Origin of the sequence: Coprococcus ammoniilyticus (assembly GCF_025567345.1) — a bacterium.
Classification (GTDB): Bacteria; Bacillota; Clostridia; order Lachnospirales; family Lachnospiraceae; genus Coprococcus; species Coprococcus ammoniilyticus.
The window spans coordinates 1-19,129 of record NZ_JAOQJS010000001.1 but is presented as its reverse complement, the minus strand read 5'-3'; the positions used below and the strand labels follow the sequence as shown (position 1 = coordinate 19,129).

Here is a 19,129-nt window from a genome sequence, read left to right as displayed (position 1 = left end):
CTTGGAATGCATTCCTGCCGTTTTATATATGGTTATTGCTTATTTCAATTTTACATAAGCGGCTGAAACATAGCCGTTGTAGGTTCTACCGTCCTTTGTGAAGGAAATCTGATACCAGTCCTGATATAAGCCTTTGAGTGTAAGCGCTGTTCCATAAGAAACTGTCTGAATAATATCATATCCGGTTCCGGGACCTTTTCTTACATTTAAGACACTGCATATAACCTGCATCTTCTGGCTGCCTTTCTTGCTAGCGGTAAGTGCAGATCTGGTTCCCTTGTAAGCCTTTCCATTTGACTTGTTGTAGGCAACGATGCAATAGCTGTATTTGGATGATCCGGCTTCATTGATAATATAGGAAGAAGCGGCGGAGTTGGTGATCGTTTTCAGCTTTGTATACTTCTTTGTTTTATTTGTATAACGATAGATATAATACCCATCTGCATCTGTCTGAGCCTTCCATGTCATTAACTGCTTGGAACCGTAGCTGTTTACAGCTACTCCTGTTACCTTTTTCGGTGGGATCTTAACGGTTATCGTAGCTGCATCACTGATCGAAGTAGCACCGTTTCCGCGGTAATAGGTTTTAACCTTGAACTTATAGGTTCCGTTTGCGGACAGCCCCTTCTGTGTCCAGGAAGTCTTATCGGAAGATAATTTTGCAATCCGTTTCCAGGAAGAACCTGTGGTTCCGTTTTTCATATAAACAAGATAACCTGAAATATTCTTAGAAGATTTCCAGGAAATACTTACAGAGTTATTCTTGGATGGGATAACGGACACGCTTCTGGCATTTGCCGGTTTTGTCATAATAGATACTGTTTTGGAACGATCTGTACGGACATTGTTGCCGGATTTCTTGTAGTAAGCAACAACACAGTATTTGTAAATGGTATTGCCACTTAATTTTTTATCTGTATATGAGGTTGTGTTTTTATTTGTGATCGTTTTAACGCGTACCCATTTACCATTGTCATTTAAACGGTAAACGATATAGCCGGCAACATTTATCTGACCATTCCATTTAACGGTTACGGTATTCTTTGTAGAGGAAGCAGTTACACCTGTGACCTGGCCGGGACGGGTGTTTCCGTTTATGGAAGAGGAGTATTTGAAAAATGCGCGGCGGCTGCCTTCTTCAAAGTAAGCACGCACTTTATAAGTGTAAGTTGTTCCGCTTGCCAGCTTGGTATCTGTGTAAGTATTGTTTTTGGCTCCTTTTACATAAGCAACGGTTTTGTATTTACCGGTTGCCGGATTAAAACGTACGATGTGGTAGCCGGAAACTTCGGTCTGCGGAGTCCATTCTAAAGTAAGAGAATCCTTTGCCCGTTTGGCGATTGATACCTTATCAATATTCTTTTCCTGTGTAGCGGCATGAACGATATTGGACTCTCCGCCGTTGTAAGCACCGGAATTTGTTCCGTAGAACGCAAGTACCTTGTAACTGTATAAGGTTTCTACCTCCAGACCCTTGTCTGTAAATGAAGTATTGCTTGCACCGACTGTCGTTCCGACATGCTTATATGTATTTGTGCTCTTGTCAAGACGATAGATCTTATAACCATATACATACGGTACTTTATTCCATTTCAAGGATGCCTTCTGCATGGAAGTTGAAGTGATATGCAGATTCTTAACGGCTTCCGGTTTTTTGATGTACCGGAAATTCATATCAACATTACCGCTGATGCCGGCTACAGAGCCGGAAGATGTGTACTGCCAGTAGGAATATTTACCTTCGTAAGATGCATGCACACTGTTGGTTGCAGAATCCCATCCCGGATATTGGGCGAGCCAGATCGGGAACCGTTTTGCCAGTACATCTGCATATACATCATCTGTGAGTAAAGATTTATTTGCATAGACCATAGCGGTGTAATTATTTTTCTCTACCTCTTCACAGAAAGCAGTACAGATCGTAGTTGTGGCAGCAGGACTTAAGTTTGCCCGTGCAAGTCTGCCGGAATGATTGATGTAGTATTCGTAGTCCATAACAACCGGAAGCTTTATGTTATAGCCTTTGATCAGCTTCATGGTGTAGTTGGCCTCTGCTCTTGCTTCGGCCGTTGTGATCGCCTGGGAATAGACATATACGCCGACATCCAGTCCTGCGGCGAGAGCACCTTCGATGTTTTCCTTATATAATGCGTCTGCTTCCAGCACACCGGATTCTGTGGTACGGAGTGCGACACGGATCAGAGCAAAATTAATTCCGTCTGCCTTGACCTTCTTCCAGTCGATATTGCCCTGCCAACGGGAGATATCAATACCATTTATAATGTCATAGCCCTTGAACTGTGCATCATGGGCATAGATGCTGGTATCAATGGAAGCCAGAGAAGGATTCTTGATGCTGTCAGATTTTTTCTGAAGCTCCTGAATTGCCTGTGGATCTTCTCCGTATTTTTTATTGATAAGGGCAATCTGTTCCTTTGTTAATGAAGAACTGTCAAATGTTCCCGTTTCTACCATTTCATCAATCTCGTCAGCATATGAAATGTTGGATGACTGGGTAGAAACTGTTGTGTACGCATATTGTGACTGTGCATAGGTCTGACCGGCGATCTTAGGTGCGCTGAAGATCGTGAGACCGGCGACAGCACTGCACAATACCGTGGTAATAAGTTTTTTCACGATAAGCAACCTCCAATTTTTATTTATCCTTAACTAATTTATAATATTTTTTTTACATATAAATGTCAATAATCTGGGGAAATTTAAGAACTATGAAAAAAACAGGTAAAAGATCAGATAAAATCTTTACCAGAAATTTGCACAAAAAAAGCATTTTTGTAGTGCCAAGTCAGTCGATGACGTGTTATAATCAACACGGTAATAAAAATGAAAGGAACATCATATGGAGAAAAAAACAAGATTTTTTGGGGCATTAGGCGGTATGTTTAAAGGACTGGTCCACCCGGCAGAATATATTAAGACAGGAAAAAGTGCAACATGGTTTTCCATCCATTTGTTGGTGATCCTTGTATGCGTGATTCTTCCGACGTTAGTATTTTATATGCCGGTCAGCAAGAGGATCGGATATAACCGCCTGGCAGATGCGATCGATGACAGAATTGCATATTTCAGTGTAAGTGAAGACGGATTTTATTGTAAGAAGCAGTATGAATTAAAACGTCCGGGAGAAGCATATATCAGAATCGATTCTACGGATTACGATACGGAATCAGATGAGATCGATGAACTTCTTGAGGTTGGACATTATAAGACGATGGTAGTGGTCAGCAATCAGGAGATTCTGCTGTACAGCGATGATTCACCGACCAGGATCAGTTGGAGCAGTGTTTATTCGCACCTGCGTTCGATCGAGAAGCGGGATGTATATGATAAGGATACATTATTAAATCTGACAAGAAAATATGATACTCCGTTATTGATCGGGATTACACTTGTGCTGGCGGTATTGCTGATATTTGTCTATTATGTTGGAACCCTGATATGGGGATTTATCATAAATGCACTCAAGCATGTATTTGGTATCAGTGATGAGATCGGCTTTTCGGATATCGTAAAGGCGTCCACACTTATCAGAACCCCGTGGTTTATAGCGGCGATCCTGATCGCAGGATTTGTATTAAAGGGACAATTTGTATTTTTGTATATTCTGTGTGTGATCATAACATTTGTCTATCTGATCACAGCAGTCAAATTATATGCAGATGAGATCCTACGGATACCGGAGAAGCCGGAAACAAAAGCGGGAGAACAGGAAGATCATGTGCCGGATGAAGAGTATTATGGAGACTGATAATAGTTTCTTAGTATAAAAACAACAAATTAGGAGGCGTTATGCGTAAAACTAAAATTATATGTACATTAGGACCATCAACAGATGATGATGATATTTTGAGAAAGCTTATGATCGAGGGAATGAATGTTGCCCGATTCAACTTTTCACATGGAGATCATGCACAGCATAAACGGAACATGGAACGTATCATGAAGTTCAGAACAGAGCTGAACCTTCCGGTTGCAACACTGCTGGATACAAAGGGACCGGAGATCCGTGTAAAAGATTTCAAAAATGGAAAGATTGAACTGAAGCCGGGGCAGACATTTACACTTACAACCGATGAGGTTGAAGGTGATGAGAAGATGGTTTCAATCACATATAAGAATCTTGTAAATGATGTAAAACCGGGAAATACGATACTGATCGATGACGGTCTGATCGAGATGACGGTAGAGCAGGTATCCGAGAATAAGATCGTCTGTCGTGTAGTAAATGGCGGTCCGGTATCCAATCACAAGGGCGTAAATGTACCACGCGTAAATCTGTCCATGCCATACATCAGTGAGCAGGATCGTGCAGATATCATATTTGGTATTGAGAATGACTTTGATTTTATTGCAGCGTCCTTTGTAAGAACGGCAGATGATGTATTGGAGATCCGTAAGATTTTAGATGAGCATGGCTGTGATAATATAAATATTATTTCCAAGATCGAGAATATGCAGGGCGTGGAAAATATCGACGAGATCATCCGTGTATCAGATGGTATCATGGTAGCACGTGGCGATATGGGTGTAGAGATTCCGTTAGAGGATGTTCCTGTAATCCAGAAAATGATCATCAAGAAGGTTTACAATGCAGACAAGCAGGTTGTAACAGCAACCCAGATGCTTGATTCCATGATCAAGAACCCAAGACCGACAAGAGCAGAGGCAACAGACGTTGCAAATGCAATCTATGATGGAACCAGCGCGATCATGCTTTCTGGTGAGACAGCCGCAGGCAAGTATCCGGTAGAAGCACTCCATACCATGATTAAGATTGCAGAACGTGCAGAAGAAGATATTGATTATACAAAACGTTTTTATGAGAGAGGAAATATCCAGAATCCGGATATCACCAGCGCAATCTCCCATGCAACCTGTACAACAGCAATCGATCTTGGCGCAGCAGCGATCGTAACCGTAACAAAATCAGGAAAAACAGCCCGCATGATTTCTAAATACAGACCGAAATGTCCGATCATCGGATGTTCACCGGTTGAAAAGGTATGTCGTCAGTTAAATCTGTCATGGGGTGTTCAGCCGCTTCTGATTGCAGAGGAGAATAATACGGATGATCTGTTTGAGCATTCTGTAGAAGCTGCGAAGAGAAATCATTACATCAAGGATGGAGAGATCGTTGTTATCACTGCCGGCGTTCCACTTGGTGTTGCCGGAACAACCAACCTGATCAAGGTACATGTTGTTGGACATATCCTTGTAAAAGGTACTTCTGTAAACGAGAAGTCGGTATGTGCTCCTTTATGTGTAGCAGAAACAGAAGAAGATCTTCAGAAAAATTACAATCCGGGAGATATTATTGTAATGAAAGAGACCAGCAATAATATCATGGAACAGTTAAAGACTGCATCTGCGATCGTGTGTGAAAAGGATGGGAAAAATTCACATGCTGCGATCGTAGGCCTCAGCCGTGATGTTCCGGTTATCATCGGAGCAAAGAATGCGACCCAGATATTAAAAACAGGTGCCATCGTTACAGTAAAAGCCAAAGATGGAGTAGTTGTTTCTTAAGTTTGTAACAAATGTAATAAATCTTAATTTTTAAAAAACACTGAAAAACAAGCAAAAACACGGGAATGCCATGTTGACAAGCATTTGAATTGTTGTTATAATGAACCAGAAATGTAACAATTTCGTAACAAATGTTTGATGACATGGCATTTCCATGTCAGGGAGGTAATAAGATGTCCAAAGGAACCAGAAAGATATCCGTTGCGGTAGTAACAGTCAGTCTGGCAGCTACAACGGCATTTGGCGTGATCAAAGCAAATAACATATATGATGATTCAACGATCGGACTCTCATCAGCGCTTGACAGATATGTAGAATCTGTTCAGCTTGAAACGGCTTCAGCCGGAGATGGAAGTACACCGACGGATGCTTCTTCTGAAACAGTTAAGACAGAAACAGCAAAGACTGAGACAAAGAAGACATCAAAAAAGAGTACCAAGAAAGAAGAAAAAACAACAGAAGCTGCGACAGAGGAAACAGAAACGGGAGCGGCAGAGAAAACCTGTAAGTATCCACAGTTTGAAGGAAAGTGTCTTACAACTGTAACGGATGAGGTTAATATCCGTGCTACAGCAAGTGCAGACGGTGAACTGGTCGGAACACTTGGAGCAAATGGTATTGCCCTTGTAAAGGAAAAAGGTGATACATGGACAAAGGTTGCATCCGGTAGCTGTGAAGGATACATAAAGAACGATTTCCTTGTATATGGTGACGATGCAGGTGCTTATGCAGAAGAACATTGCAGCAAGTTGGCAACTGTTACAACAGAAACCTTGAATGTACGTGCCGAGGCAGATGCAGACAGTGAATGTCTTACAATGATCCCTGGTGGAGAATCATATTCAGTAATCGGTCAGGCAGATGGCTGGACAGAAGTAAAGGTTGATGATGAGACTGCCGGTTATGTAAGTTCGGATTATGTTGAAATTTCATATAATACAGTAAAGGCTATCTCGGTAGAAGAGGCTGAAGCTGCAAGAGCAGCAGAAGAGGAAGAATTGAGAAGACAGCAGGAAGAACAGCAGAAGAAGCAGGAGGAAGAGCAGCAGGCAACAGAAACCCCTACGGAAGCTTCGACTGAGACTCCTACAGAAGCACCAACTGAGACACCAACAGAAGCCCCTACGGAAGCACCAACTGAGGCTCCTACGGAAGCTCCTACAGAAGCACCTTCTGAGGATCCGGTGCCATCCAGCGGTTCAACTGGTGTAGACCTTGCAAATTATGCATTACAGTTTGTTGGTAATCCTTATGTATATGGCGGTACAAGCCTTACAAATGGTGCTGACTGTTCAGGATTTACATTATCCGTATATGCACACTTTGGAATTTCACTTCCACATTCCGCAACTGCTCAGTCTTATTACGGAACAGAAGTAAGTCTTTCAGAGCTGGAACCGGGTGATCTGTTATTCTACGGAACAGACGGAGATATCGGACATGTTGGAATCTATACAGGTGGCGGCATGATCGTACATGCAAGTACAGAAGCAACAGGAATCAAGACATCTGTATATAATTACAGAACTCCGATCAAGGCAGTCAGACTGCTTGGACAATAAAGGATAAACAGAATAGAAGAAAAGTCGGTACATGGTGAGTGAACAGGTTCTTGTTTCTCCCGGTATGTATCGGCTTTCTTTTTTTGCATTCGATGAATACAAGACTGTAAATTAAGAAAATATGGGAGATAGAAAAAAGATACATATGCATTTGTGTAGTTTTCATAAATTATATAAATTAATTGTTAATTTGACTAAAAAATGAAAAACAAACGGTTTCCTTTTGTTTAAAATGACTTGAAAAAATGGTGGTTTATGTTATAATAAGACTATCAATTCGGGGACACCCGAAAAAGAAGGAGTTGGGCAACATGAATTACATAATTAGTGGAAAAAACATCGATGTTACTGAAGGTTTAAAGAATGCAGTATATGACAAGCTGTCCAAGCTTGAGAAATATTTCGCAGAAGATGCTGTTGCACAGGTTACATTTAGTGTAGAGAAAGACAGACAGAAGATAGAAGTTACGATCCCTATGAAAGGACATATCATTCGTGCAGAACAGGTAAGTGATGATATGTATGTATCGATCGATCTTGTGCTAGAAGTAATCGAGAGACAGGTGAACAAGCATAAGAAGAAATTGATCGACAAGGAGCAGAATGCAGCATATCTCCAGAATTCATTTGTAGAAGAAGAAACAGATGAAGATGACGAGATTAAGATCGTTAGAAGCAAGAGATTTGCAGTAAAGCCTATGTATCCGGACGATGCATGCATCCAGATGGATCTGCTTGGACATAACTTCTATGTATTTAGAAATGCAGAGACAGAAGAAGTAAATGTTGTCTACAAGAGAAAGGGTAATACATACGGATTGATCGAACCAGAATTTTAATCTCGTACCTGTTGCACAGGGACAGATATTTTCAGAAGCTATAGTCTGAAGAATGTCTGCCTGAGATTTTCGGATAAAAAGAAGGGTCGCCAGACAATTAACGCTGGCGGCTCTTTTTTTGTGGTCAGATTTAAAGAATGAATGTTGATTATTCATCATCATTTCATAAATGCTTTACCAAAGCTTTTCAGATTCATTCTTGATATAAATTTCATATGATGGTATTATGTACCCTGAGTAATAAGATTTGGATATGAAACCAAGAAAACAGTTAGGAGAATAATAGAATGGGATTATTTGAAAAAGTATTTGGCACACATAGTGAGAAAGAACTGAAGAAGATCGCTCCTATTGTGGACAAGATAGAAGCACTTGATTCTGACATGCAGGCATTGTCCGATGAGGAATTAAGAGCAAAGACAGCAGAATTCAAAGAGAGACTTGCAAATGGGGAAACGCTTGATGATCTGCTGGTAGAAGCATTTGCAGTTGTAAGAGAGGCTGCATACAGAGTGCTTGGCATCAAGCATTATAGAGTACAGTTGATCGGTGGTGTTGTATTACATCAGGGACGTATCGCCGAGATGAGAACCGGTGAAGGTAAGACCCTTGTATCTACACTTCCTGTATACTTAAACGCACTGGAAGGCAAAGGTGTTCAGGTCGTAACAGTCAACGATTATCTGGCAAAGCGTGATGCTGAATGGATGGGTAAGGTTCATGAGTTCCTTGGACTTACAGTTGGTATTATTTTGAATTCATCTACAAATGATGAAAGACGTGACGCATATGCATGTGACATTACTTATGTAACAAATAACGAACTCGGTTTCGATTACTTAAGAGATAACATGGTTATCTATAAAGAAAAGCTTGTGTTAAGAGGACTTCATTATTGTGTAATCGACGAGGTCGACTCTGTATTGATCGATGAGGCGAGAACACCTCTGATCATTTCAGGACAGAGCGGCAAATCGACAGAGCTTTATAAGATGTGCGATTACCTTGCAAGACGTATGAAGCGTGGTGAAGGTGATGGCGAGATCTCCAAGATGGATATGCTGATGAATACAGCAATTGAGGAAGACGGAGATTTCCTTGTAAATGAAAAAGACAAATACGTTATGCTGACAGCAAACGGTGTGAAGGAAGTAGAGCAGTTCTTCCATATCGAGAACCTGTCCGATCCTGAGAATATCGAGATCCAGCATAACATAATTCTTGCACTTCGTGCACATAACCTGATGTTCCGTGACCGTGATTATGTTGTAAAGGATGACGAGGTTCTGATCGTTGATGAATTTACAGGACGTATCATGCCGGGCCGTCGTTTCTCAGACGGATTGCATCAGGCGATCGAAGCAAAGGAAAATGTAAAGGTTAAGAGAGAGTCCAAGACACTTGCTACGATCACATTCCAGAACTTCTTTAATATGTTTGAGAAGAAAGCAGGTATGACAGGTACAGCAAGTACAGAGGAAGAAGAATTCAGAGAGATCTATGGTATGGATGTTGTAGAGATCCCAACCAACCTTCCGGTACAGAGAATTGACCACCCGGATTCTATCTTTAAGACAAAGAAAGAGAAATTAAACGCTATTGTTGAGCAGATCAATGAGAGTTACAGAAAAGGACAGCCTGTTCTGGTTGGTACGATCAATATTGATGCATCTGAGGAACTCAGCCACATGCTCAGCAAGAAAAAAATTCCACATAAGGTATTAAATGCAAAGTTCCATGAGCTTGAGGCAGAGATCGTTGCAGAAGCAGGTCAGAAGAATGCAGTTACGATCGCAACGAACATGGCTGGTCGTGGTACGGATATTAAGCTTGGCGAGGGCGTTGCTGAACTTGGCGGACTTCGTATCATTGGTACAGAACGTCATGAGTCCAGACGAATCGATAATCAGCTCCGTGGACGTTCCGGTCGTCAGGGAGATCCGGGTGAATCCAAGTTCTACCTGTCTCTGGAAGATGATCTGATGAGATTGTTTGGTTCTGAGAGAGTTATGAGCCTTTATGATACATTGAAGATCCCGGAGGGCGAAGAGATCCAGCATAAGACAATCTCGAACTTCGTAGAGAAGGCCCAGAAGAAGATCGAAAGCAACAACTTCGCGATCAGAAAGAATCTGTTAGAGTATGACCGTGTAAATAATGAACAGAGAGAGATCATGTATAAGGAGCGTCGGAGAGTCTTAGACGGTGAAGATATGCATGAAGTTATCCTGAAGATGCTCAAGGATGATATCAATGCATGTGTAGATACTGTATGCTCATCAGAAGCTGCACCAGAAGAGTGGAATATTGTAGAGCTTGACAATATGATCCGTGAGATCATTCCATTTACAGAACCAATCACACTTACTGAGCATGAGATCAAAAAGGGTGACACAGAAGAACTCAAAGAGAGATTGTATAATGAGGCTGTGGAACTCTACCATGAGAAAGAAAAAGAATTCCCAAGTCCGGAAGATATGCGTGAGATCGAGCGTATTATCCTTCTGAAGGTAATTGATAGAAAATGGACTGACCATATCGACGATATGGAACAGTTAAAGCAGGGCATCGGACTTCAGTCACTGGGTCAGAGAGATCCTGTTGTAGAATATAAGTTTGCCGGTTATGACATGTTCAATGAAATGACAAGAGCAATTCAGGAGGATACAGTAAAACTGCTTCTTCGTGTTAAGGTTGAACAGAAGGTTGAACGTGAGGAAGTAAATAAAGTTACAGGAACAAACAAGGATGATACTGTATCCAGAGGGCCTGTAAAGAAAGCAAAAAAAATCGGAAGAAATGATCTGTGCCCATGTGGCAGCGGTAAGAAATATAAGAACTGCTGCGGACGGAACGAATAGAAATAATGTGTTGCGGATGCAACCGATAAAGTAGGTGAGAAATTAATGATAGAGACAGACCAGTTTAAGTTCACACTGAATCAGTACAGACAACCATTAATGGAAGTAAGGGATTCACTTTGACATCGCTGGCAGAAAAGACAGCATAGGAAAATTACAATATGAGATGGAACAGCCGGGCTTCTGGGATGATGTAGCAAAGTCAACCAGTGTTTCCAGACAGTTAAAGAAGCTGCAGGATTCGCTGGAGGAATATCAGAAGCTGGAACAGGATTTTTCAGATATTGAAACCCTGATTCAGATGGCGGAAGAAGAGGACGATTCCTCTATGATAGAGGAAATCGGTGAGATGCTGACAGCATTTCAGAAGGAATTCGAAAATTACAGGATCAGTCTTCTGCTGTCGGATGAGTTTGATGGTTACGATGCCGTTATGACGCTTCATGCAGGAGCCGGCGGGACAGAGTCCTGTGACTGGACATCGATGTTATACAGAATGTATACCAGATGGGCGGAAAAGCACGGTTTCAAGGTGGAAGTGCTTGACTATCTGGAAGGCGATGAGGCTGGCATTAAGTCGGTTACGATGCAGATCAGTGGACAGAATGCTTATGGATATCTGAAATCAGAAAAAGGAGTACATCGTCTGGTTCGTATTTCACCGTTCAATGCAGCAGGCAAGCGGCAGACTTCATTTGCTTCCTGCGATGTGATACCGGAGATAGAGGAAGACCTGGAAGTGGATATCAATGAAGATGATCTCCGGATCGATACTTACAGATCGAGCGGAGCCGGTGGACAGCACATCAATAAGACATCATCGGCGGTTCGTATCACGCACATTCCGACCGGTATCGTAGTACAATGCCAGAATGAGCGTTCACAGCATATGAATAAGGATAAGGCTATGCAGATGCTGAAGTCTAAGCTGTATCTGATCAAGAAACAGGAGAATTTGGATAAGATTTCGGATATTCGGGGTGAGATACTGGAGAATGGATTTGGAAGCCAGATCCGGTCTTATGTTATGCAGCCGTATACGATGGTGAAGGATCACCGGACAGGTGAAGAAAGCGGAAATGTTGCCGCAGTTTTAGATGGAGAACTCGACGGATTTATGAATGCATATTTAAAATGGTGCAGCCGGAGTGAGTCGTAATATACAAAAAAGAATGCAAAAAGGAGAGACACCCACATGGTAAATATAGCAGTATTAGGTTATGGTACAGTTGGTTCAGGCGTGGTTGAAGTAATCAATACAAATCACGAGATCATTAATAAGAGAGCGGGAGAAGAGATTAACATCAAGTATGTTCTTGATCTGAGAGATTTCCCGGGAGATCCTGTACAGCAGATACTGACACATGACTTCAATGACATCTTAAACGATGATGAAGTAAAGGTTGTTGTTGAAGTAATGGGAGGAATCAATCCTGCCTATACATTTGTAAAACAGTGCCTTGCAGCAGGCAAGAGTGTAGCAACATCCAATAAGGAACTGGTAGCTTCTCACGGACCGGAATTACTTGCGATCGCAAAAGAGAACAATGTGAATTTCTTATTTGAGGCATCTGTTGGCGGTGGTATTCCGATCATCCGTCCATTAAATACCTCTATCACAGCAGATGAAGTAACAGAGATCACAGGTATCTTAAACGGAACAACAAATTATATCCTGACCAAGATGGATCAGGAAGGTGCATCTTATGATGAAGTGCTGAAGCAGGCACAGGATCTGGGATATGCAGAAAGAAATCCGGAAGCAGACGTAGAAGGTGGAGATGCGTGTAGAAAGATCGCTATCCTGACTTCTATCGTATATGGAAAGCATCTGGATTACACTAAGATCCATACAGAAGGAATCACAAAGATTTCAACAGAAGATTTCAAATATGCAGATGCGCTTGGCGTATCGATCAAATTAGTAGGTACGACTAAAAAGGAAGGAGATACCTTATACTCCTTCGTTGCACCTATGATGCTGGATGAGAACCATCCATTATCCGGTATCCATGATGTATTCAATGGCATATTTGTACATGGAAATGTTGTAGATGATATCATGTTCTATGGAAGAGGAGCTGGAAAGCTTCCAACAGCATCCGCCGTTGTATCCGATGTTGTAGACGAAGTAAAACATATGGGTAAGAATATTATGGCAAGTTGGGATGCGGAAGCACTTCCAATCGGTGATTTCAGAGATGCGGTTAATCGTTTCTTCATACGAGTAAGTGCAGATGCGATCACAAAAGATGAGATCCAGAAGCTGTTTGGTGATGTGACATATGTAACAGCAGAAGGTGTGGACGGAGAGCTTGCATTTATCACTTCGTCCATGACTGAGGGCAGTTTTGCTGATATTACAGCTAAAATTGATAAAATTTTCAGCATAATCAGAGTAGCATTTTAGAGAAAAAAGTTGTATAACCATAAGATGGCCGATGTAAAAACGGGTTATCACTATATGGAAATAGCCGGATGATCAGATGAAAAGAAAAGGAGGACACCGATGAAAAGAGCCGACTACATTAGCTGGGATCAGTATTTTATGGGTATTGCACTGTTGTCAGCAGAGAGAAGCAAAGATCCTTCCACTCAGGTTGGTGCATGTATTGTAGACGATAATAATCGTATTCTGTCGGAAGGGTATAATGGTATGCCTGCCGGATGTGAAGACGATATCATGCCATGGGGAAAAATCGGTGATCCTTTGAACAATAAATATTTCTTTGTGTGTCATGCAGAATTAAATGCCATCCTGAATTACAGAGGCGGTAGCTTAAAGGACGCAAGACTTTATTCGACCTTATTCCCTTGCAATGAATGTGCGAAAGCAATCATTCAGTGTGGGATAAAAGAGGTGATCTATCTGTCGGATAAATATGCCAGTACCGACAGCACGATGGCATCCAAGAGAATGTTTGATATGGCAGGAGTTACTTATCGGCCATATGAAGTAAAAGGAAAGAAGATAACGATAGATTTATGATGATTGTAAAAGAAAGCAACAGCAGAGAAGACACATACAGGATCGGACGGGAGCTTGGCGAACAGGCGGTTCCGGGACAGGTTTTCTGTTTCTTTGGAGATCTGGGCGTAGGAAAGACGATATTTTCACAGGGATTTGCCAAAGGTCTTGGAGTCGATGATATTGTGAACAGCCCTACATTTACGATCGTGAAAGAATATGATAACGGACGGCTTCCGTTATATCATTTTGATGTCTATCGGATCGGAGATGTAGATGAGATGGAAGAGATCGGCTACAATGAGATGGTATACGGTGATGGAGTATGCCTGATCGAATGGGCAAATCTGATCGAAGAGATCCTTCCGGATCATTATCAGAAGATAACGATTGAAAAAGACCTTGAAAAAGGGACAGATTATAGAAAGATAACGATAGAAGAGGTTTAAAGATATGAAGATCCTCGCTCTGGACAGCTCAGGGCTGGTTGCATCCGTTGCCTTATTAGAGAATGACAATCTGGTTGCAGAATTTACAGTAAATAACAAAAAGACACATTCACAGACCTTGCTTCCAATGCTGGACGAGGTTGTAAACGCAGCAGGTATTGAGCTTGATGCAGTAGATGCGATCGCAATCGCAGCAGGTCCGGGGTCATTTACCGGACTGCGTATCGGAGCAGCAACGGTAAAAGGGCTGTCGCTTGCACTTGATAAGCCGGTCGTGCCTGTTCCGACACTGGAAGGACTTGCATACAATTTCTGGGGAAGTGACAGGCTGATCTGTCCGATCATGGATGCCAGAAGAAATCAGGTCTATACTGGATTGTACAGATTTGACGAAGCAGGTAATCTGGTTACAGAGATGGATCAGATACCGATGGATGTAAATGAGTTGATCGATCTGCTTCTTGAAAAAGATGAAGAAGTGCAGTTTACAGGTGATGGCATACAGGTGTATGGATCTCAGATCCTGTCAAAGATGAAGCATGCACGTCTGGCACCGGCACATCTGAACAAACAGAAGGCTGGATCAGTCGCATATGCCGGCGCTTACCGGTATGCGCATGAACAATATATAAATGGAGATGATTTTGCTCCGGAATATCTGAGAATGTCTCAGGCAGAAAGAGAAAGAAAAGAGAAAGGTGAAAGAAATGAGTAATAGCGTCAGTGATGGCGGGGCGGCGGGGCCCTATTTAGACAACATTGAGATAAGAGAAGGCGATGAGGAACAGTTGCTTGATATTGTTTCTCTGGGAGAAAAAGTATTTATGAGTTCCTGGAATGAGCAGATGGTTGCGACATCCATGTATGGAACGTATGATACCGTGCTTACAGCAGTTGACACAACGAAGGATGACAAGGTGGTTGGTTATTGTATCTTTACTGCACCGTGTGAGGATTGTGAACTGCTTCGGATTGCTGTTGATAAAGATTACAGGAAATGTGGAATCGGACACAGACTGATGAAAGAAATGATCCGCATGTGTGTAGAAGACAATGGAGAAAAGATCTTCTTGGAGGTTCGTGAGTCTAATGACACAGCAATATCAATGTATGAATCACTAGGCTTCGATGAGATTTCCAGAAGGAAAGATTATTATAAAAAACCAACAGAAGATGCTGTTATTATGGAACTGAAGTGTTCACACTCATAATACATAGATGACAGGAATTCCCACTACCAAAGATGCGTTTTTTCTATTATAATCGACAATAGAAAAGATACAGAGATCACCGGGGAACCGGAAGATCAGGAGGAAATTATGATGGATGTAATACGCTGCAATATGTGTGGGAAAGAATTGTCAGTCAGAAATGACATTTTGATGGAAGATGCAATTATAATTTCAAAAAAGTGGGGATACTTCTCAAAGAAAGATGGAGAAACCCACAGGATCTGTATATGCGAAGATTGTTATGACCAGCTGGCAGACAGCTTTGCAGTACCGGTACAGAGAGACGAAACGGCAGAATATATGTAGAACCAGAGAGTCATTTGAATATAAAATGACTCTTTTTTCCTTACAGGAGAAATGGTTTACAGACAGAGTGGAAACAGAAGTTGGAGGATAGAATATGTTAGATGTATGTTTGCTTGGTACAGGCGGAATGATGCCACTTCCGTACAGAGCGTTGACATCCATGATGATACGATACAATGGCAGCTCTATATTAGTTGATTGTGGTGAAGGAACGCAGGTAGCAGTCAAACAGCAGGGATGGAGCTTCAAACCGATCGATGTGATCCTGTTCACACATTTTCATGCAGATCATATCAGCGGATTGCCTGGGCTACTCCTGACAATCGGAAATGCAGAACGAAAGGATCCGGTTCTGATGGTTGGACCAAAACGGTTGGAACGGGTAGTGAACTCTCTGCGCGTGATCGCACCGGAGCTTCCATTTGAGATACAGTTTAAAGAACTGACAGAGGAAGAAGAAGAATTTGAAGTGTGTGGTTTACGTGCAAATGCGTACCGGGTAAATCATAATGTTACCTGTTATGGATATTCATTTGAGCTTGACCGTGCTGGTAAATTCGATGTGGAACGTGCATGTGCACAGGAGGTTCCGATGCAGATCTGGAATACATTGCAGAAGGGCATGACGATAGAACTGGGCGGCAGGCTCTATACACCGGATATGGTTATGGGACCGGATCGGAAAGGACTTAAGGTCACATATTGTACAGATACCCGTCCGACACCACTTATTACAAAACATGCGGCAGGCTCAGACTTGTTTATCTGCGAAGGAATGTATGGTGAACCGGACAAATACGAAAAGGCAGTTTCCCATAAGCATATGACAATGTATGAGGCGGCGGAGATTGCGAAAGAGGCAGAAGTAAAACAGATGTGGCTGACACATTATAGTCCGTCCCTGATCAAGCCGATGCAGTACATGGATGAAGTAAGAAAAATATTCCCGGCTGCGGTTGCAGGAAAAGACCGGATGGAGACAACGTTAAAATTTGAAGACTGATACAGACGATAAAACGGGAAAAAGAGGAAGATGAAAATGGAGAAAAAAGATATAAAGATTCTGGCAATTGAATCATCTTGTGATGAGACTTCAGCGGCTGTCGTCGTAAACGGTAGGGAAGTATTATCAAATATCATATATTCACAGATTGACATTCACACACTGTATGGCGGCGTTGTTCCTGAGATAGCGTCAAGAAAACACATCGAGAAAGTGAATCAGGTAATAAGGACTGCACTGAAAGAAGCAGACTGTACTCTGGATGATATAGATGCGATCGCAGTTACATATGGGCCGGGCTTAGTAGGAGCTTTGCTGGTTGGAGTAGGAGCAGCAAAGGCGATCAGCTATGCAAAGAATATCCCATTGGTAGGCGTTCATCATATAGAGGGACATATTGCTGCTAATTTTATAGAAGATAAGACATTGGAACCGCCATTTATGTGTCTGGTTGTATCCGGCGGACATACCCATCTGGTAAAGGTGACAGACTACGGGCAGTTTGAGATCCTTGGTGTGACCAGAGATGATGCGGCAGGTGAAGCATTTGACAAAGTAGCAAGAGCTATCGGACTTGGATACCCGGGTGGACCGAAGGTAGATAAGCTTGCAAAAGAGGGAAATCCGGATGCAATTGAATTCCCTAGAGCAAAGATTTCCGATTCTGCATATGATTTCAGCTTCAGTGGTCTGAAGTCTGCAGTTTTAAATTATATCAATCAGAAGGAAATGAAGAATGAGGAGATCAACCGCGCAGATGTAGCGGCATCCTTCCAGAAAGCGGTAACGGATGTACTGACAGAACATACCATCTATGCAGCCAGGAAATATGGCATGGATAAAGTTGCGCTGGCAGGCGGTGTTGCATCCAACTCAGCACTTCGTGCATCGATGAAAGCGGCCTGCGAAAAAGCAGGAATTCAGTTATATTATCCGGCACCGATCCTTTGCACCGATAATGCAGCCATGATCGGAGCGGCTGGTTATTATGAATTCATAAAAGGTACCAGACACGGGCTGGATCTGAATGCAGTTCCAAATCTGAAATTAGGCGAGCGGTAGAAGGATACAGTAAGAAGTGAATGCAGATTGCTCTGCTGCTTTGTGAGTGTTTGTAAATATATGGTGAAAGAATACAATATGAAACAAATAATAAAGGCAAAAAAGATAAAAGGATAGAAGAGAAAACATGAAGACAACGGCAATCATACTTGCGGCAGGAAAAGGCAGCCGAATGCACAGTAAAATTGAAAAACAGTTCATGGAGCTTGGAGGCTATCCTGTAATTTATTATGCATTAAAAGCTTTTGAAGAAAGCCCTGTGGATTCCCTCATTCTTGTAACAGGAAAAAACAGTGTGGAATATTGCAGGCATGAGATCATAGAGAAATATCATTTTACAAAGGTTGTATCTGTAGTAGAGGGCGGTGAAAATCGGTATGATTCGGTATATAATGGTTTGTGTGCATGTCCGGAGACCGATTATGTCATGATCCATGACGGCGCAAGACCATTTGTGACACAGGATATGGTCGTTAGATCGATCCAGACACTGGCAGATTACAAAGCGTGTACGGTGGGGATGCCTGTAAAGGATACGATAAAGATCGTAAATGAAAATCGGATTGGAATGGCGACTCCTGCAAGAGAGTACCTGTGGCAGATTCAGACCCCACAGAGCTTTGATTATAAATGTCTGATGAAGTGTTATCAGAAGATGATGAAGAAACGGGCAGATGGGGCAGCAATAGCAGTGACGGATGATACGATGGTGGTCGAAGAATACGGTAAGATACAGGTGAAAGTGATTGAGGGCAGCTATACAAATATAAAGATTACGACACCGGAAGATATGCGTATTGGACAGGAATTCCTGCAAAAACAGGGGTAAAAAATTACTTGAAAATACCAGTCACAAAAAAATGAAATAATTTGAAAAAATGTGTTGACATAGAAAAACAGAAGTGCTAATATATACAAGTCGCCGGTCAAAAGGAGACTTAAACAACTGGATGGAGAGATATCGAAGTGGTCATAACGAGGCGGTCTTGAAAACCGTTTGTCCGAAAGGGCGCGAGGGTTCGAATCCCTCTCTCTCCGCTGACTTTTCAATAAACAAAGATGGAAAGTTCAAGCGCTTGATACTAGGAGAAGTACCCAAGCGGTTGAAGGGGCTCCCCTGGAAAGGGAGTAGGCCGTTAATAGCGGCGCGAGGGTTCAAATCCCTCCTTCTCCGTTAAGTTTTACTGGTACAGGCGAAAACAAAGAACCTTGAAAAATTAACAACATGACAACCCTGAAATTCCAAATAAAGAATTTCAAAAAGAACGTAACAGACGCAAGTCTGATACAAACCAAGAAC

General features: G+C 42.1%; 16 protein-coding genes and 2 tRNA genes. 17 read left to right on the top strand and 1 reads right to left on the bottom strand.

The features are described 5' to 3' along the window. Positions 1–39: 39 nt before the first annotated feature. Positions 40–2,637: a GH25 family lysozyme gene (locus OCV60_RS00090; RefSeq protein ID WP_262528809.1), complete on the bottom strand. Its 2,598-nt coding sequence runs from the start codon at positions 2,635–2,637 to the stop codon at positions 40–42. 223 nt (positions 2,638–2,860) lie between these two features. On the opposite strand from OCV60_RS00090, the gene OCV60_RS00085 reads away from it, so the two are divergent. The 17 genes from OCV60_RS00085 to OCV60_RS00005 all read left to right on the top strand — a co-directional run bounded on the left by OCV60_RS00085 (position 2,861) and on the right by OCV60_RS00005 (position 19,003). After that, on the top strand, positions 2,861–3,769 hold the full coding sequence (locus OCV60_RS00085; RefSeq protein ID WP_262528806.1) for a hypothetical protein: 909 nt from the start codon (positions 2,861–2,863) through the stop codon (positions 3,767–3,769). Positions 3,770–3,810: 41 nt separating this feature from the next. Next, positions 3,811–5,547, top strand: coding sequence for a pyruvate kinase (pyk, locus tag OCV60_RS00080; RefSeq protein WP_117784713.1), 1,737 nt, complete (start codon positions 3,811–3,813; stop codon positions 5,545–5,547). 173 nt (positions 5,548–5,720) lie between these two features. Further along, positions 5,721–7,109: a C40 family peptidase gene (locus tag OCV60_RS00075; protein ID WP_262528802.1), complete on the top strand. Its 1,389-nt coding sequence runs from the start codon at positions 5,721–5,723 to the stop codon at positions 7,107–7,109. A 311-nt stretch (positions 7,110–7,420) separates the two neighbouring features. Further along, a complete protein-coding gene (hpf, locus tag OCV60_RS00070) occupies positions 7,421–7,948 on the top strand; it encodes a ribosome hibernation-promoting factor, HPF/YfiA family (RefSeq protein WP_021943120.1) in 528 nt (175 codons plus the stop codon). 287 nt (positions 7,949–8,235) lie between these two features. Then, entirely contained in the window at positions 8,236–10,809 is a 2,574-nt protein-coding gene (gene secA / locus OCV60_RS00065) for a preprotein translocase subunit SecA (RefSeq protein WP_262528800.1), read from the top strand. Between the two features lie 45 nt (positions 10,810–10,854). Next, positions 10,855–11,968, top strand: a protein-coding gene (gene prfB / locus OCV60_RS00060) for a peptide chain release factor 2 (RefSeq protein WP_262528798.1) whose coding sequence is annotated in 2 segments (ribosomal slippage) — positions 10,855–10,929 and positions 10,931–11,968 — 1,113 coding nt in all. Because the reading frame shifts where the segments join, the coding sequence is not laid out codon by codon here. 36 nt (positions 11,969–12,004) lie between these two features. Further along, the gene (locus OCV60_RS00055) at positions 12,005–13,219 is read left to right on the top strand and encodes a homoserine dehydrogenase (protein WP_021943123.1); all 1,215 of its coding nucleotides are present in this window, start codon (positions 12,005–12,007) and stop codon (positions 13,217–13,219) included. A 99-nt stretch (positions 13,220–13,318) separates the two neighbouring features. Beyond that, positions 13,319–13,798 (top strand): deoxycytidylate deaminase, encoded by a 480-nt coding sequence (locus OCV60_RS00050; protein WP_021943124.1) that lies wholly within the window; start codon positions 13,319–13,321, stop codon positions 13,796–13,798. Further along, entirely contained in the window at positions 13,795–14,226 is a 432-nt protein-coding gene (gene tsaE, locus OCV60_RS00045) for a tRNA (adenosine(37)-N6)-threonylcarbamoyltransferase complex ATPase subunit type 1 TsaE (protein ID WP_021943125.1), read from the top strand. The genes OCV60_RS00050 and tsaE overlap by 4 nt, the downstream gene beginning before the upstream one ends. A 4-nt stretch (positions 14,227–14,230) precedes the next feature. After that, on the top strand, positions 14,231–14,941 hold the full coding sequence (tsaB, locus tag OCV60_RS00040; protein WP_021943126.1) for a tRNA (adenosine(37)-N6)-threonylcarbamoyltransferase complex dimerization subunit type 1 TsaB: 711 nt from the start codon (positions 14,231–14,233) through the stop codon (positions 14,939–14,941). Further along, positions 14,934–15,437: a ribosomal protein S18-alanine N-acetyltransferase gene (gene rimI / locus OCV60_RS00035; protein ID WP_118675541.1), complete on the top strand. Its 504-nt coding sequence runs from the start codon at positions 14,934–14,936 to the stop codon at positions 15,435–15,437. The genes tsaB and rimI overlap by 8 nt, the downstream gene beginning before the upstream one ends. 108 nt (positions 15,438–15,545) lie before the next feature. Next, positions 15,546–15,764, top strand: a complete 219-nt coding sequence (locus tag OCV60_RS00030) for a hypothetical protein (protein WP_117784718.1) — start codon at positions 15,546–15,548, stop codon at positions 15,762–15,764. Positions 15,765–15,858: 94 nt separating this feature from the next. Beyond that, complete coding sequence (locus tag OCV60_RS00025; protein WP_262528784.1) at positions 15,859–16,767, top strand: ribonuclease Z; 909 nt, start codon at positions 15,859–15,861, stop codon at positions 16,765–16,767. A gap of 36 nt (positions 16,768–16,803) precedes the next feature. Then, positions 16,804–17,829, top strand: a complete 1,026-nt coding sequence (gene tsaD, locus OCV60_RS00020) for a tRNA (adenosine(37)-N6)-threonylcarbamoyltransferase complex transferase subunit TsaD (protein ID WP_330659652.1) — start codon at positions 16,804–16,806, stop codon at positions 17,827–17,829. Positions 17,830–17,956: 127 nt separating this feature from the next. Continuing rightward, a complete protein-coding gene (ispD, locus tag OCV60_RS00015; RefSeq protein WP_117784721.1) occupies positions 17,957–18,658 on the top strand; it encodes a 2-C-methyl-D-erythritol 4-phosphate cytidylyltransferase in 702 nt (233 codons plus the stop codon). 123 nt (positions 18,659–18,781) lie between these two features. Further along, positions 18,782–18,867, top strand: a tRNA-Ser gene (locus OCV60_RS00010). 47 nt (positions 18,868–18,914) lie between these two features. Further along, positions 18,915–19,003, top strand: a tRNA-Ser gene (locus OCV60_RS00005). Positions 19,004–19,129: the final 126 nt, after the last annotated feature.